The sequence below is a fragment of the Burkholderia seminalis genome (assembly GCF_001718535.1).
Lineage (GTDB): Bacteria > Pseudomonadota > Gammaproteobacteria > Burkholderiales > Burkholderiaceae > Burkholderia > Burkholderia seminalis.
Map to the genome: position 1 here is coordinate 2,640,785 of NZ_CP013398.1, position 15,174 is coordinate 2,655,958.

Genomic DNA, 15,174 nt, shown 5'->3' on the forward strand with positions numbered 1-15,174 from the left:
GCCGGGCCGGGCGTCATGCCCGGCCGCGCGGATGCGTGGCTTAGATGTCCGCTTCGACGTCGTTGCCCTTTTCCTCGAGCCAGCCGCGCCGCGCGGCTGCCTCGCCCTTGCCCATCAGCATCGTCATGCGCGCGACGGTTGCCTCGTAGTCGAGCTCGCCGAGCTTCACGGGCATCAGGCGGCGCGTATCGGGGTTCATCGTCGTGTCCCACAGCTGCTCGGCGCTCATTTCGCCGAGACCCTTGAAGCGGCTGATGCTCCACTGCGTCTCGCGCACGCCGTCCTTGCGCAGCTTGTCGAGCGTCGCCTCGAGTTCGCCGTCGTCGAGCGCGTAGAGCTTCTGCGCGGGCTTCTTGCCGCGCGCGGGCGCATCGACGCGGAACAGCGGCGGACGGGCGACATACACGTGGCCACGCTCGATCAGCTGCGGGAAATGCTTGAAGAACAGCGTGAGCAGCAGCACCTGGATGTGCGAGCCGTCGACGTCCGCGTCCGACAGGATGCAGATCTTGCCGTAACGCAGGTTCGACAGGTCGACGGTGTCGTCGGGGCTGTGCGGATCGACGCCGATCGCCACCGAGATGTCGTGCACCTCGTTGTTCGCGAACAGGCGGTCGCGCTCGGTTTCCCACGTGTTCAGCACCTTGCCGCGCAACGGCAGGATCGCCTGGTATTCCTTGTCGCGGCCCATCTTCGCGGAGCCGCCCGCCGAGTCGCCCTCGACGAGGAACAGTTCGTTGCGCGCGATGTCCTCGGTTTCGCAGTCGGTCAGCTTGCCGGGCAGCACCGCGACGCCCGAGCTCTTGCGCTTCTCGACCTTCTGGCCCGCCCGCGTGCGCGCCTGCGCCTGCTTGATCACGAGCTCGGCGAGCTTCTTGCCGTGCTCGACGTGCTGGTTCAGCCACAGTTCGAGCGCCGGGCGCGAGAACGACGACACGAGCTTCACCGCGTCGCGGCTGTTCAGGCGCTCCTTGATCTGCCCCTGGAACTGCGGATCGAGCACCTTCGCGGACAGCACGAACGACACGCGCGCGAACACGTCTTCCGCGAGCAGCTTCACGCCCTTCGGCTGCAGGTTGTGCAGCTCGACGAAGCTCTTCACGGCCTGGTACAGGCCGTCGCGCAGGCCGGATTCGTGCGTGCCGCCGGCCGGCGTCGGGATCAGGTTCACGTACGACTCGCGCACGAGCGACCCTTCCTCGCTCCAGGCGACGACCCACGATGCGCCCTCGCCTTCGGCGAACGAATCGTCGCCCGAACGCGAATCGGCGAACCGCTCGCCTTCGAACAGCGGGATCAGCAGCTCGCTGCCGTTCATTTCGTCGAGCAGGTAACCGCGCAGGCCGTCTTCATACTTCCACGCCTGGCGCTCGCCGGTCTTCTCGTTGACGAGCACGACCTCGACGCCCGGCAGCAGCACGGCCTTCGAGCGCAGCAGGCGCTGCAGCTCGCCGAGCGGCAGGTTCGGCGAATCGAAGTACTTCGGATTCGGCCACACCTGCACGCGCGTGCCGGACTTCTTCTCGCCTCGGCCCGCGGCCTGCGTCGCGAGCGGCTTGACGACGTCGCCTTCGGCAAAGCCGAGCTCGGCGATCTTGCCGTCGCGCCACACCGTCACGTCGAGGCGCGTCGCGAGCGCGTTCGTCACCGACACGCCGACGCCGTGCAGGCCGCCCGAGAACGTATAGGCGCCGCCGGCGGCCTTGTCGAACTTGCCGCCTGCGTGCAGGCGCGTGAACACGATCTCGACGACCGGGACACCCTCTTCGGGGTGCATGCCGAACGGGATGCCGCGGCCGTCGTCCTCGACCGAGACCGACTGGTCGGCGTGCAGCGTGACCGTGATCTGCTTGCCGTAGCCGCCGAGCGCCTCGTCGGACGCGTTGTCGATGACTTCCTGGATGATGTGCAGCGGATTCTCGGTACGGGTGTACATGCCGGGCCGCTGCTTGACCGGCTCGAGACCCTTGAGCACCTTGATCGATGCTTCGCTATAGGCCGCGCTGGGTTTCTTCGTTGACATAGGCGCTGAATTTCGTCATTCATCGGGACGTTGTCCACACCTCGTGTGGATAACATCGTGGACAAAACGTTGAGTTCCGTAAAAAAGCGAATCGAAACAACGGTGTGCTTGGACTGCTCCGAAAGCGGGCGCGCGGCGTGCGCTGCGCGGCCCTGAACGCGCGGTATTTTACTGGTTCCGCGTGGCGCGCCAATCGCGGGATCGGCGCGCGCCGCACGCGTCACGCCGGCTTGCGCTTCGCCTCGAGCGTTTCCCACCGTTCGAGCGCGGTGAGCAGTTCGTCGTCGATCGCCGCGAAGCGCTCGGTCAGGCGCGTGCCTTCCTGCGGATCCTTCGCGAAAATCGAACCGTCCTCGAGCTGCGCATTGATCGTCTTCTGCTCCGCTTCGAGCGCGGCGATCTTCTCCGGCAGCGAATCGAGCTCGCGCTGCTCGTTGAACGACAGCTTCACCGTGCGCTGCGCGTTGCGGCCCGGGGCGCTCTTCGCCGCGTCTTCCTTCACCGGCACCGCTTCCTTGACCGCGCGCTTCGCGGCTTCCTGTTGCGCGAGCTGCTCCGAACGCTCGCTCTGGATCTGCCAGTCGCTGAAGCCGCCGACGTATTCGCGCCACTTGCCGTCGCCCTCGGCCGCGATCACCGACGTCACGACGTTGTCGAGGAACGCGCGATCGTGGCTGACGAGCAGCACCGTGCCGTCGTAGTCGGCCAGCAGCTCCTCGAGCAGCTCGAGCGTCGGGATGTCGAGGTCGTTGGTCGGTTCGTCGAGCACCAGCACGTTGGCCGGGCGTGCGAACAGGCGCGCGAGCAGCAGCCGGTTGCGCTCGCCGCCCGACAGCGACTTCACCGGCGAACGCGCGCGCTCCGGCGCGAACAGGAAATCGCCGAGATAGCTCATCACGTGCTTGCGCACGCCGCCGATCTCGACCCACTCGCTGCCGGGGCTGATCGTATCGGCGAGGCTCTTGTCCTGGTCGAGCTGCGCGCGCATCTGGTCGAAATACGCGACCTGCAGGTTCGTGCCGGTGCGCACGGTGCCCTCGTCGGGCTTCAGCTCGCCGAGGATCAGCTTGAGCAGCGTGGTCTTGCCCGCGCCATTCGGGCCGACGAAGCCGATCTTGTCGCCGCGCATGACCGTCGCCGAGAAGCGGTCGACGACCGTGCGGCCGCCGTAGCGCTTCGTCACGTCGGTCAGCTCCGCGACGATCTTGCCGGACTTCTCGCCCTGCGCGACGTCGAGCCGCACGTTGCCCTGCGCATTGCGGCGCTCCGCGCGCTCGTTGCGCATCTGCACGAGCCGCGCGATGCGGCCGACGCTGCGCGTGCGGCGCGCCTCGACGCCCTTGCGGATCCACACTTCTTCCTGCGCGAGCAGCTTGTCGAACTTCTCGTTTTCCACGCGCTCGACTTCGAGCTGCTGTGCCTTGCGCGTCTGGTACGCGGAGAAATTGCCCGGGTACGACAGCAGCCGGCCGCGGTCGAGCTCGACGATGCGCGTCGCGACGCGATCGAGGAACGCGCGATCGTGGGTGATGAACAGCAGACCCGCGCGCTGCGAGACGAGCAGCTCCTCCAGCCAGCGGATGCCGTCGAAGTCGAGGTGGTTGGTCGGCTCGTCAAGCAGCAGCACGTCGGGCTGCAGTACCAGCGCGCGCGCCAGCGCGACGCGTTTCTGCATCCCGCCCGACAGCGCGTCGACGCTCGCGTCGCCGTCCTGCAGGCCGATCTGCGCGAGCGTCATCGCCACGCGCGTGCGCCAGTTCCATGCGTCGTGCGCGTCGAGCGACGACTGCAGCGCGTTCATCCGCGCGAGCAGCGCGTCGTGTTCGGCGCCTTCGGGCGTATCGGCGAGACGATGCGCGATCGAATCGTATTCTTCGAGCAGTTCGCGCGTGTGCGCGAGCCCCGACGCGACCGCGTCGAACACCGTCGCGCCCGGTTCGAACTCGGGCTCCTGCGGCACGTAGACGGTCACGAGCTCCTGCTGGCGCGTGATCAGGCCGTCATCGGGCTTCGCGAGGCCGGCGACGATCTTCAGCAGCGACGACTTGCCCGCGCCGTTGCGGCCGATCAGACCGACGCGTTCGCCGGCTTCCAGCGAGAAATCCGCGTAATCGAGCAACGCGACGTGACCGAACGCGAGCTGCGCGCCGGTAATGGAATAGAGCGACATGGGGAGACGGCGAAGAGAGGAATCGGAAGCGCCCATTGTACCGGGCGCGGAGGCCGGCACCGGCATGGCTGGATGGACGAGCATTGCAACCGGCGCGCGAAACGCGCCGACGCGGTGCGACGCGTGGCTGGCGGCCGGTATCCGGGCCGAAAACCGCCGTGCGGGTTGCGTGCCCGCACGAACGGGCGAAGGCCGGCCCGATGCCCGTGGCCGGCCGATCGGCGATCCCGCGCGCGGCACACCGGGCGCCCGCGCGAGACGTACGATTACTTCACGTTGACGGTGATCGTCGAGCTGATTTCGGGGCCGTACGAACGGTGGGCGCCGTCGCCGAGCTGCAGCGTCAGCGTGTGCTTGCCGGGTGCCAGCTTCACGTCGGTTTCGGTCTGGCCCTTGCCGAAATGCAGCGAATGGTCGCTCGCCGGGATCACGTCGCCCTTCGGCACCGGCTTGCCGTCGATCAGCAGGTGATGGTGGCCGGTATCCGGCGTCATGTCGCCGGCGGGCTTGAGCTCCATGCCGTCGAGACCGAACTTCACGTGCACGGGGCTCGACACCGTCGCGCCGTCCTGCGGCTCGACGAAGAACACGCGCGCTTCGGCACGCGCGAGCGTCGACACGGCCAGCGCCGCGACACACACCGCACCCGCGATCCACTTTCTGTTGAGCATCGTTTTCCTCCTTCAGATTGACAGGCCCACGAAGCATACACTGCATGCCCGCGCCACGCGATGATGCCCGTTGTTCGCGATGCGTACGTTTAAAACGACGTTGCCTAGGTGTTCGGCGAAATTCCGGTACTATTGCGCCTTTCGTCCGCTGGACAGGGTGCGGACGGCATTACCGAGTTTCCATTTTTCCCGAGCACCACATGAGCGAAGTAACCGAATACCAGAGCTGGGTCTGCCTGATTTGCGGGTGGGTCTACAACGAAGCCGAAGGGCTGCCCGACGAGGGCATCGCGGCCGGCACCCGTTTCGCCGACATTCCCGCCGACTGGCGCTGCCCGCTGTGCGACGTGGGCAAGGAAGATTTCGTCGTCGTCGATTTCTGATGGTTCGTTCCGATCGCGGGTGATTCCGCGATACGCGCGTCGGCACGCATTCCGCCCCGCCGACGCGCCGCGCGTTTGCTATACTCTGCGCGCTGTCCACACCGCCGTCCGGCTCGCGTTTTTCGCGTGATCGACTGGATATGGCTCTCCCCGTAGTTCAATGGATAGAACAAGCGCCTCCTAAGCGCTAGATACAGGTTCGATTCCTGTCGGGGGGACCAGCCAAGCCCCAAACCTCCCCCAAGATTCACAAGAAACTCCCCGCTCAAGCCCATCTGGCGGCCTTCTCGCGCCCATCGTTACCCAACGTTGCTCAGTGACAGCCGGAGAAAGTGTTGGTATTTTTGTTGGTATCAGCAGATACCAACAATGCCTCTCACTGTGACATACAGGTACGGAACGCAAAGGCCAGCGCCGCACCGTACAAACTCACGGACGGCAACGGGATGTTCTTGCTCGTCCAACCGAACGGCGCGAAGTACTGGCGCTTGTCCTACCGATTCCTTGGCAAGCAGAAGACGCTCGCCCTCGGCGTCTATCCGGCCGTCACGCTCGCGACGGCGAGGAAGAAGCGCGACGAAGCCCGCGAGCAGATCGCGGCCGGCATCGATCCGGGCGAGGCGAAGAAGGACGCGAAACGGGCCGCCGAGATCGCGGCGGCCAACTCGTTCGAAGCGGTAGCCCGCGAGTGGTTCGACTCTCGGCGTCCGGGCTGGAGTGACGGCTATGCCGAGAAGGTGCTGAATTCGCTTGAGGTCGACGTGTTTCCGAAGATCGGCCCTCGCCCGATCACGGAGATCGATTCGCCGCAGATGCTCAGCATCGTTCGCAAGGTCGAGGCGCGCGGCGTGCGCGAGACGGCGAAGCGGATTCTCCAGCGCTCGCGCGCGGTCTTCCAGTACGGGATCATGACGGGACGATGCTCCAGGAATCCAGCGGCCGACATCGATGCGCAGACGGTCTTGAAGAAGGGGCCGGGCGTGCAGCACATGGCCCGCGTCAAGGCGACAGAGATCCCGCAGCTCATGCGCGACATCGATGCTTACCAAGGCGACCTCGTTACCCGGCTCGCGCTCCGCCTGATGGCACTGACCTTCGTGCGGACAACGGAAATGATCCGTGCGGAGTGGTCGGAGTTTGACGAGACAGCCGCAGAATGGCGCGTGCCTCCTGAACGCATGAAGATGCGCGATCCGCACATCGTGCCGCTATCGCGGCAGGCACTCGAAGTGCTCGCTCAGCTCCGCGCGCTCAACGGCCAGCATCGATTCGTGTTCTACAGTGTGCAAGGCCGAAGCCACATTTCGAACAACACCATGCTCTATGCGCTCTACCGCATGGGCTACAAATCACGAATGACGGGGCACGGGTTTCGCGGGCTGGCGGCCACTGCTCTGCGTGAACTCAGCTTCGGCAGGGATGTTGTAGAGCGCCAGATGGCTCACGCCGAACGCAATCAAGTGACTGCCGCCTACGTCCACGCTGAATACCTGCCGGAACGCAGGCGCATGATGCAGGTATGGGGCGATCATCTCGATCGCCTAAAGGCAGGGGCCGATATCTTCCGTGTCGCATGAGCCCGATAACGCCCCCCTCTCTCCCACTTCCCGTCGCGGTCAACGATGGGAGGTGGGCACTACTTGAGATTGCCCGCCACCCACCGAGGTATCCGTCACTTACGCCCCAGAACAAACCTCCATGCTCCGCGAATATGATCGCACTTTATAACCAATGCAACTTTAGGGGGCGAGACGTCCCTAAACAGCGTATTTGTCGATGACTAGAGCATTGTTGCAATGGAGGCCAGCACCATACAAATCCGGGAAAAGAGTGGTATGGTTAATATTCATCATATTTAACGCCCTCAAACACTCCTCCCGCCCTTGATCCGGAATCAGCAGCCTCATCAAAATTGCCAATTCTTTATTTTCCCCCTTCTCAGAATTCTCCTCTATCCACGTTTTCACGGTAAAACCCAATGGCACTCGCGTGAAGAGGCCACCTTGACTCACCAGCCTTGCATTCTCATCTTGATGCGGACGAATATACTCAAGTACGGGAGCCGAAGCATTTTCGTTTTTTATGGCTTTGACCATGTCACTAACAGGCCCGAGAGCCCATACAGCTCGATTACCAGATTTAGACGGCTCTTTGTTGGCGAACGCGAAATACAAAGCGACAAATGGTGAAGTACTCCAATCCAATAACGGCGTCGCCAATCCATTATGTTGACCGAGCGCCCACCAATCATTTTCCGACAGTTCCGCTCTCGGATTAGGTCCTCGCCGTCCGCGCGAGGCAAGCTTGAATTTATTTAAATGCCTTTGCAACGTGAATTTGTTCGCCCCCTTATTCGTCGAATTTAATATACGATCAAGACTGGTTTCGAGCCCCCAATTGGAATCCCTTTGCCCCCTCCAGATGTAATGAGAATAATCAAGCATCTCCGTAACAACATATTCATGAAAATGTCTCCATGACGATATGCGAACATCCATGATGCGCTTCTCAATATCAAGTTCTTCGTAATTTTTTTGTTCACTCATGATTTTATTTTTAAATTTAATGATCTCTGGCTATTTTTACCAATCATCCAACCCAATGGAAAACACCCGCTCCTTCTGCAATCGTCTTATTGATGAGCTTAGCAGAGCTCTCGCCGCCGCGTCGAATATCCGCAGCTCCCAAGCTCCGACTCAAGCGGACCATCACGGCGATAAACGCTGGATTTGATGCAAGGAGCCTACGTCGCACGACAATGTATGGCGACCATATCGCATATTCGCTTTCCCAGCGCACGCGACCGCGCACTATTGACGCGGGCACGCGAATAGACATCGACAGTTTTGGAATGGCCGCCGCACTGGCTCCGCGCGGACGGCGGTATTGAACTGCCTGATTTCTTCGGGCCATTTCAAGCTTGGGGAACGGCCTCGGTTGATCGGCTTGCGGACGGTCGGGCAGACAGCGACCTGTGTTAGCTGTTCGCCCACGCCTCCACGATGCCTGTCGAATATTGATCTTCGTTTAGATGACCATCCCCAGGACGGACTCCACGCTGCGGGCATTTTCGCCGTCGGCACGACGCGCTATCAACAAGAGCGACGTTACCCCGAATTCCTCAAACCACGAATACGAAGAGTCCCTCCCAGCAGCCGCGATCCGCTTCAGGTTAGTGGTAGATCGCGGTTCAAGAAAAGTTGGTTGAAGAATGCCGCACTAGTGTACGCGGCGTAAGCTTGCCAATTGTCACCCTTTTCCGCGTCCGCGAAATCGCAAACCGACTTGATAGCTAGTGCGCACGGCGCGGGCTGGCGCGCGTAGTCCGCTGCCGCCATGACTGCATACGCCTCCATCTCGACGCCAAGTAGTTCACGGTTTTGAGCAGTGATTGGGTCAAGAGCACCGTCCGTCGCCAAGACAGCAGCACCTGAAGCCATCGGGCCAACCCGAACGGAAAACTTGCCAGCAGGAGCTGAATGAGTCCATCCGGAACGGATCGCCGCCACGACTTCCGGGCGACTGCTAAGCTCCATCGCGAGTTGAGACACATGCGAGCTAAGCGGGCGCTGATACGGGGCGGCTTGGAACACCACCGAGCCGTCAGGTTTTTCGGCTAACTTGCCGCTGCCCCAGTCCCAGGAGGGATCAGCCACGATCACATCACCGAGTTCTGTCTTACCCTTCACGCCAGCGCAGATCCCCAGCATCACGATGTACCTTGGGCGAAAGCGTTCGACCATTTTTGCGGCGAGCGCCGCAGAGGATGGCATGCCCTTTCGGCGTGCCGACGCCGCTACAACCGTCAATGGCCCCTCAGCTCGCGGAATTTGGCCAAAGTGGTAACCAGTAGGATCATCCGGGAAGCGCTTGTTCGCCCATTGATAATTTAGATTCAGTACTGCGTCGAGCTCTGGGGTACCTAGGGCTGTGACTATGGCCACATCCGCACGAGGGGAAAGCCGAGCTACACGCTTAACGCGTGCGCTTGCTAGGTGGAGCTTGCCAACCAGCATAGCCTTCCATGAGCTATCTGCGGTTTCATTAAATAGGCAGAATGAGGCCCCGCGGTCCCGCACGTTCGCCTGCGCCACTTCAACTAGCTCCTCGCGGGCAGTCAGAAACAAGATGTCAGGCGGCAGCCACGCGCTCTCGTCCATTATCAGCATGTCAAAAAGTGCCAAACCACCCTGATGTGTGGGCGCCGCCCCCAATACATCTGGCAGGTTCAAATCGACAATAAGCAAGTCGAATTTTTTGGTGGTCAGAAAACGCCTTGCCGCCGCGGACGTTGTCGCATGCTCGATCTCAATGCTCGCATCATGCTCCAAGACAACCTCAGAAATGGCGCGGGCCTTGTCGTATTCATCATCTACAATCAGGATTCGAGTCATCGCGCAGTAACAACACCTTCAATCAGACTTTTCAACGAGGATCTCCAACCGTCTTCCGCGACGTTATAGTAAGTAAGCCCGCGGAAGATCGGTCGGTACTGAGTATCCAGCTTTTCAATTAATTGCTTAAGCGACAACCGATTTGGTTCGTCGCCGAACTTGTCGAACATCGTAACTACGATGGTCGGCGTGTGAATACCCCGCAGTTTCATCTGGGACAGCAAATCGATCCCAGCAAAACTCTCTGGCGTCCCACCACCTGGCTCATCGAGTGATACGTCGTAGTTGGGCATACTCATATCCAGCAGAATCGCCGCGTATGAGTCCGCCCCTTTGATTACCGCTCGCAACCCACTACTGAATGACCTAGCCGTCTCGAGTTCGACTCCGAGAAACTCGTCACACACAAAATCCGCAAGGATTCGACTCTTTTCTTCATCATCTTCAATAAGCAGTATCTTCATCATCCGCAATCTCGATTCTGAATCCGATGGCCACCTCGAAAGCTCCATCGTCGGTAAAACCGAACAGCAGCGATGGATCCCGGTACTGTGGTGCATTTATGGTCGCCCAGAGCTTATGAAAACCGCTGCGCCCCTCCATCTGAGCCTTCCGCCGAGTATCACTCTTGCGAATCTCATTGCGAATTCTCTCCAGGCGATGTTCGTCACGCCGCTCGAAGGTTAGCGCTTCGACCGGATTACGCACCCGCGCACTGAACTTCCCGTCCGACAAACTCAACGAGACATCGATATTGAGCCTATCGACGCTCACACCAGAATGGGCGATCGCATTCTCGAATAGCCCGCAGAATACATCAACCATGCCGTCGAGTGTCCTCCCGGGCATGACAGCCGCCCCACCTTCACCCTTGATGCTGACACCATCCCACCCCGTCGCGCCCGAGATTGAGTTCTCAATCATCGAACGAGCGATGAGGACAGGAAAATCGACTCCGTAGTCCTGTCGGTCGTAAACCTCGCTGCGCTTGAACCACGACGACACCGTGGAGATTCTCGTTTGGATATTCGTTCGCGCACGTCCAATGTGGTTATGTAGCTCGCCGAGTCGGTCCGCATAGTGCAATGCCGCAAGAGATTCCGTAAGGTGATCAAAAGCATCCAGAAACCGGGAACGAATATCGGTATTTAAAACCTGTTGAACCTTTGCCAAGTTAGCGTCAGTTTTTTCCCACAGGGTCTCGACGCAAAGATTAATGAAGTCATCAATATGCTTAATGCGTCGATCGCTGGCTTGAACAAACATCCGTTCCAAATTCGAAGTTTGGTAGACGAAGAGCGCATGCGGATTGTCGCCACTGGTTACAAGTTCATGAACTACGACGACCTGGATCAGACTGTCACGCACGTACGCAATGATTGAGTCAATGCTCGTAGCAAACCGCCCGAGTACCTGCAAAACGTTGGCCCGCTCTCCATGAGTAAGAGCCGTAAGCGCCGAGTCCCAGTAGTCGTTCGGAACGTAGTCGGAGGTTCCCACTTTTCGTTCGGTCACAAGGAACTCGTCTGCCACTGGCTTGCGTAGCGCATTGCTGAGTTTGCCGTGGCGGACGCGTGTGCTGAGATAGGCATTCAGCCCATGATCGCCGCGCAGGAACTCATTTGTCACTTCGGCGAACATCGCAGCAAACTGAACATCAAGCTCCGAGTTCGACGTCTCACTGTTGATAACGTGTAAGGTCGAGAGCATTTTGGTCAGCGAGTGACCAGTAGCTTCCACCTCGGACAGAACGTCGGTAAGTCGCTCAATGAGCGAATTCTCAACCACAGGCACGGTCTGCATTGCAGATTTGTAGCGAGCATAGGCGTCCCCAAGGCGGGTGCGCAACGCCTTTTTGATAGCGCTGATGTCTACGTATACGCGGCTTTGCTCAACGAGGTTCGTCGCTTTTGCAAGCTCCTGTGCTTTAACGCGCTCCCGAATTTCCGCCAAATACTCGGAAGCGTTGCCGGGGTCGATCTCGGCAAGGATGCGGCAGACCCGAATGCGTTCCTCTTCAATTTCCCGCGTTCCTTCGTAAAGTATCGTCTGCCGCATGACTTCGGGTCGCCAGACCCGACTCAGGTACAAGATCACATTCTGCAGGCCGAACTCATTTATGCGCTCCCGAAGTGCTCCTGGTGAGGCAATACCCTGCTGAGTCTGAAACCGCTCGAACGCATAGCGTAAGTGCGTTAGTCGGTCGTTGTTGAAGAAGCTGAAATAGAGCTCGAATATGAGAGGCAGCGAGATCGATGTGGGCCATTCGCCCGGAGACTCCAACGCAGCAACGAGTTCGGGCAATGGTAGAACCGTTGGCACCGATGGCCAACTTAGATAAGCCGCGACCGTTGCCGACACTGCCGACGCCAAGTCCCCGCTCCTAATATAAGCGACCACGGCGGCTGTACTGCAGCGCAGTGCGTCAGATCCATCAAGATGTTCCCGACACCAAGTGAAATTTGCAATTGCATCCGCATACATGCCACTCGCAAGCTGAAAGCGACCCACATAGCGCTTTTGGCGCTCCACGCTTATGGCGGAAGCGTCGCCGAGTATAGTGCCGGTCGTTGCCAACTCGTAGACCTGCAGAGTGGTGCCAAAAACATCCGCATGCCGGAAGGTCTCGGTAAGTTTAGAGCGTCCTGAAGGTCGTTCCAGCAATGCAGAGAACGGGGTCAAATTCGGGTCTAAGGCGAGCACTCGACGGAGCGAGCTGGATGGATATTCAAACTGGTCGTGCGAAAGCTCCTGCATGACGATCGCACGCAAGTAGGTCGCCCACGCATGTCCGTAAAATCGGTCGTAAATCGTGTACAGCGACAACGCCGATGCATAAGTGTCGCCCGTGAACGCGAGGACCGCCCGCAGGTGCTGGGCTATTTCCCCCAACGGGCCCGCATATTGAACTGTTTTCGCTCTCTGCTTGAGCTCGGCACGTATACGCAGTACGAATGCCGAAATGTCAGAGGGATTTTCGTCCAAATGGCTGTCAGCTATTAAAATGGCATCCGCATATCGGCCTTCACTGTAGGCCTCAATGAAAGCGACGCGACGCAGCTGTTTTAAGGCATCCCACCGAACCTCGCCACCAAGCGCTAGCAGGACAGGCACCAAGCGGCGGTCGCTCGTGCGTCCCAGGAGTGATGCTACGGGCTTGACCAGTAAATCCGAAAAGTGTGCACACGCACCCTCGTCAGCTACAACGGCCTGAAGCATGGCGACGAGGGTCTCGTAATAGTCGACCACGCCAGACTGGGCTTCGATCGAAAGCGTCACCCCCACGAATTGTATTGCTGGGCTAGCGAGGTCGAAAAGCTTCGTTTTCAGATACGCTTGGATCTGCGTCAGCGGGGCTTCAGGGAACATTCTCGCAAGTTCGGCCTGCAGATAGCCTGGAACCGCAGTGCCCTCAGTGCGCTTGCCGATGAAGCTGACGATCATACTCAACAGATCGTTCGCTGCTATGAGATCCTCGTATGTTCGTGCAAGCTTGCGCTTCTCGTCCAAGCCATCCCACAACTGCACAGCAGAGAGTCTGTTTTGAATCAGCCAGACGGACCAGCCTAGTTCGTCCTCTACTCGCTGAAGTGTCGCAAACGCTGCAGCTCGATCACTGCGCAGTACCGCACACTCCAGCGCCTCTCGGTGCAACACAAACGCTCGGATTTCTTCACTGTACTGCAGCGCGTAGGCTATGGCCCAGATCAACTCGCTGGCAATCGGTGCGGGTGGGATCAGTCTACGAGTTACAAGGATCTCGGCCGGCTGCCGCGGAAATGGAGCACCATGAATTCTAGAAAGTACTTCACGCCTCCGAATAATCTGAGGAAAGAGTCGAAATAGCTCGGCGGTAGGAGTTGCGTTCTTGAGGGATCGCAGCGCCTCGATCTGAAAACCCGTTTTTGAATAGATTTTCGCTTTAAGGCTGTGCTGATCTGCAGGGGCTCTCCTGCCGTTCCATTTGACCTTCGACCTGCGCCCACTCATGTTGCCTCGAATATTAGCTTTTCTTGTGTTCGCGTCACGTGCTCACCCCGCCGATGGCGGCGCACGATCATTCGCCCCGAAATCATGCAAATCATACCGAAAACCTTTCGTCACGTGGTCGACTAGTTTTCCACTAGCGGAACTGTGCGGTCGCGGACCATCAACAGGCAAGGGCTCGTTTGACGCATGACAGTTGATCAATCGGCACGCTACGGCTGACGGGCTCCGGCTCATGGTAATTCGCTTCCATCTGGTGCAAAAACCAGTGGCACTCCTGCCACCGATCGAGCGACAGTTCGAGATTGGCGTGTGCGCACGTGTCCATGCGATCCCCCGTTCTTTTCGTCCAAGCTGCTATTAACCGCCTCTTGCCGGCAATCGGAGAGGCGTGCCGGGCTGCATAATATTGTCACCCCCGTAACGATTCCGCAGTGATCGCGCTCTATCTGGTTCAGTACCGCCCTGTAGTGACGATCATCGTCGCCCGGCAAGCCAAACCATCGCGCACGATCGAGACAAGGACGAAGAAATGCAATTCAAACAGCGCACGCTCATGCAGATCGCCGATATGATTTGCGGCAACTTTCCGGCGGAAACCAGCTTCTTTCCGTACCGCAGCAGTAGTCGGCTGACCGATTTTTTTTACGACTGTGACACCGATTACGCGCACGACGGATCAACCCGAAATTACTGGGTTGCGGAAACTCTACGCGCCATCCTCGCCGAACCTCAACCGGGCCCGAACACGCCCCCGGAGACTTTCGCCCGTGTAATCGCAACACTAATGGATCAGGCGGATCCGCTAAATGAAGGGCACGACCGGCCGGGAGCACTGGCGGCGCTGGCGGCGACCTTGGCTAGAGAAGGCTTCGAGCCGTTCTATGCTCAGGACAAGAAGTGCTATCTACGCCACATCGCCACCAACACGATCGCAATCACGTCGGCTAACCCTCACCGGCCGTTTTCAGCGGCCGAGCTAAAGCGGAGGGAACAGTTGATCGCTTATCTTGATCTGGCATCCGAGGACGAGTTGATCGAGGAGGTCCTGCTACCCTTGTTCCGCCAACTGGGATTCCATCGCATCACTGCGGCTGGCCACAAAGACAAGGCGCTCGAATACGGCAAGGATGTGTGGATGAAGTACGTACTACCTACCCAGCACGTACTTTACTTCGGCATTCAAGCGAAAAAAGGAAAGCTCGACGCGTCCGGTATGACCAAAGGCGAGAACGCGAACGTCGCAGAAATTCATAACCAAGTATCAATGATGCTCGGACATGAGATTTTTGACCCCGAGATTGGCAAGCGTGTGCTCGTCGACCATGCATTCATCGTCGCTGGCGGTGAAATAACGAAGGCGGCCAGAAATTGGCTCGGCAACAAACTCGACGCGACGAAACGCAGTCAGGTGATGTTCATGGACCGCGACGACATCTTGAACCTGTTCGTCGTCACAAACTTACCACTGCCGGCAGGTGCTCTGCCCACAGCATTCGAAGACAACGACCTGCCGTTCTAACCGACACTCGTCACCTCTCACGGT

General features: G+C 59.4%; 9 protein-coding genes, 1 tRNA gene and 1 pseudogene. 4 read left to right on the forward strand and 7 right to left on the reverse strand.

What is annotated here, in order from left to right; translation table 11 throughout:
* Positions 1–40 precede the first annotated feature (40 nt).
* The 3 genes from WJ12_RS11950 to WJ12_RS11960 all read right to left on the reverse strand — a co-directional run bounded on the left by WJ12_RS11950 (position 41) and on the right by WJ12_RS11960 (position 4,864).
* Positions 41–2,023, reverse strand: a complete 1,983-nt coding sequence (locus WJ12_RS11950; RefSeq protein ID WP_034190712.1) for a DNA topoisomerase IV subunit B — start codon at positions 2,021–2,023, stop codon at positions 41–43.
* A 220-nt stretch (positions 2,024–2,243) separates the two neighbouring features.
* Complete coding sequence (locus WJ12_RS11955; protein ID WP_059558166.1) at positions 2,244–4,193, reverse strand: ATP-binding cassette domain-containing protein; 1,950 nt, start codon at positions 4,191–4,193, stop codon at positions 2,244–2,246.
* Between the two features lie 266 nt (positions 4,194–4,459).
* A complete protein-coding gene (locus tag WJ12_RS11960; RefSeq protein ID WP_059558167.1) occupies positions 4,460–4,864 on the reverse strand; it encodes a DUF4399 domain-containing protein in 405 nt (134 codons plus the stop codon).
* 200 nt (positions 4,865–5,064) lie between these two features.
* Between WJ12_RS11960 and WJ12_RS11965 the strand changes: the two genes are divergently transcribed.
* The 3 genes and pseudogenes from WJ12_RS11965 (at position 5,065) to WJ12_RS11975 (ending at position 6,824) form a co-directional block, all read left to right on the forward strand.
* Positions 5,065–5,247 carry a rubredoxin gene (locus WJ12_RS11965; protein ID WP_034190709.1) on the forward strand — a complete coding sequence of 61 codons (183 nt, stop codon included), beginning with the start codon at positions 5,065–5,067 and terminating at the stop codon, positions 5,245–5,247.
* Positions 5,248–5,393: 146 nt separating this feature from the next.
* Positions 5,394–5,468, forward strand: a tRNA-Arg gene (locus WJ12_RS11970).
* 148 nt (positions 5,469–5,616) lie between these two features.
* Positions 5,617–6,824: pseudogene (locus WJ12_RS11975) on the forward strand (tyrosine-type recombinase/integrase).
* 180 nt (positions 6,825–7,004) lie between these two features.
* Here the strand turns inward: WJ12_RS11975 and WJ12_RS34735 are convergent.
* The 4 genes from WJ12_RS34735 to WJ12_RS11990 all read right to left on the reverse strand — a co-directional run bounded on the left by WJ12_RS34735 (position 7,005) and on the right by WJ12_RS11990 (position 13,631).
* Complete coding sequence (locus WJ12_RS34735) at positions 7,005–7,793, reverse strand: FRG domain-containing protein (RefSeq protein WP_083262743.1); 789 nt, start codon at positions 7,791–7,793, stop codon at positions 7,005–7,007.
* 621 nt (positions 7,794–8,414) lie between these two features.
* Positions 8,415–9,641: a phosphorylase family protein gene (locus WJ12_RS11980; RefSeq protein ID WP_069245681.1), complete on the reverse strand. Its 1,227-nt coding sequence runs from the start codon at positions 9,639–9,641 to the stop codon at positions 8,415–8,417.
* Positions 9,638–10,108: a response regulator gene (locus WJ12_RS11985; RefSeq protein WP_069245682.1), complete on the reverse strand. Its 471-nt coding sequence runs from the start codon at positions 10,106–10,108 to the stop codon at positions 9,638–9,640. The genes WJ12_RS11980 and WJ12_RS11985 overlap by 4 nt, the downstream gene beginning before the upstream one ends.
* Complete coding sequence (locus tag WJ12_RS11990) at positions 10,086–13,631, reverse strand: hypothetical protein (RefSeq protein ID WP_156810493.1); 3,546 nt, start codon at positions 13,629–13,631, stop codon at positions 10,086–10,088. Before WJ12_RS11990 ends, WJ12_RS11985 begins: the two co-directional genes overlap by 23 nt.
* 529 nt (positions 13,632–14,160) lie before the next feature.
* On the opposite strand from WJ12_RS11990, the gene WJ12_RS11995 reads away from it, so the two are divergent.
* The gene (locus WJ12_RS11995; protein WP_069245684.1) at positions 14,161–15,150 is read left to right on the forward strand and encodes a PDDEXK family nuclease; all 990 of its coding nucleotides are present in this window, start codon (positions 14,161–14,163) and stop codon (positions 15,148–15,150) included.
* Positions 15,151–15,174 lie beyond the last annotated feature (24 nt).

Bases quoted from the DNA above. Each gene is read 5' to 3' on its own strand.
- WJ12_RS11950 (WP_034190712.1), bottom strand. From the start codon at position 2,023: ATGTCAACGAAGAAACCCAGCGCGGCCTATAGCGAAGCATCGATCAAG.
- WJ12_RS11955 (WP_059558166.1), bottom strand. From the start codon at position 4,193: ATGTCGCTCTATTCCATTACCGGCGCGCAGCTCGCGTTCGGTCACGTC.
- WJ12_RS11960 (WP_059558167.1), bottom strand. From the start codon at position 4,864: ATGCTCAACAGAAAGTGGATCGCGGGTGCGGTGTGTGTCGCGGCGCTG.
- WJ12_RS11965 (WP_034190709.1), top strand. From the start codon at position 5,065: ATGAGCGAAGTAACCGAATACCAGAGCTGGGTCTGCCTGATTTGCGGG.
- WJ12_RS34735 (WP_083262743.1), bottom strand. From the start codon at position 7,793: ATGAGTGAACAAAAAAATTACGAAGAACTTGATATTGAGAAGCGCATC.
- WJ12_RS11980 (WP_069245681.1), bottom strand. From the start codon at position 9,641: ATGACTCGAATCCTGATTGTAGATGATGAATACGACAAGGCCCGCGCC.
- WJ12_RS11985 (WP_069245682.1), bottom strand. From the start codon at position 10,108: ATGATGAAGATACTGCTTATTGAAGATGATGAAGAAAAGAGTCGAATC.
- WJ12_RS11990 (WP_156810493.1), bottom strand. From the start codon at position 13,631: ATGAGTGGGCGCAGGTCGAAGGTCAAATGGAACGGCAGGAGAGCCCCT.
- WJ12_RS11995 (WP_069245684.1), top strand. From the start codon at position 14,161: ATGCAATTCAAACAGCGCACGCTCATGCAGATCGCCGATATGATTTGC.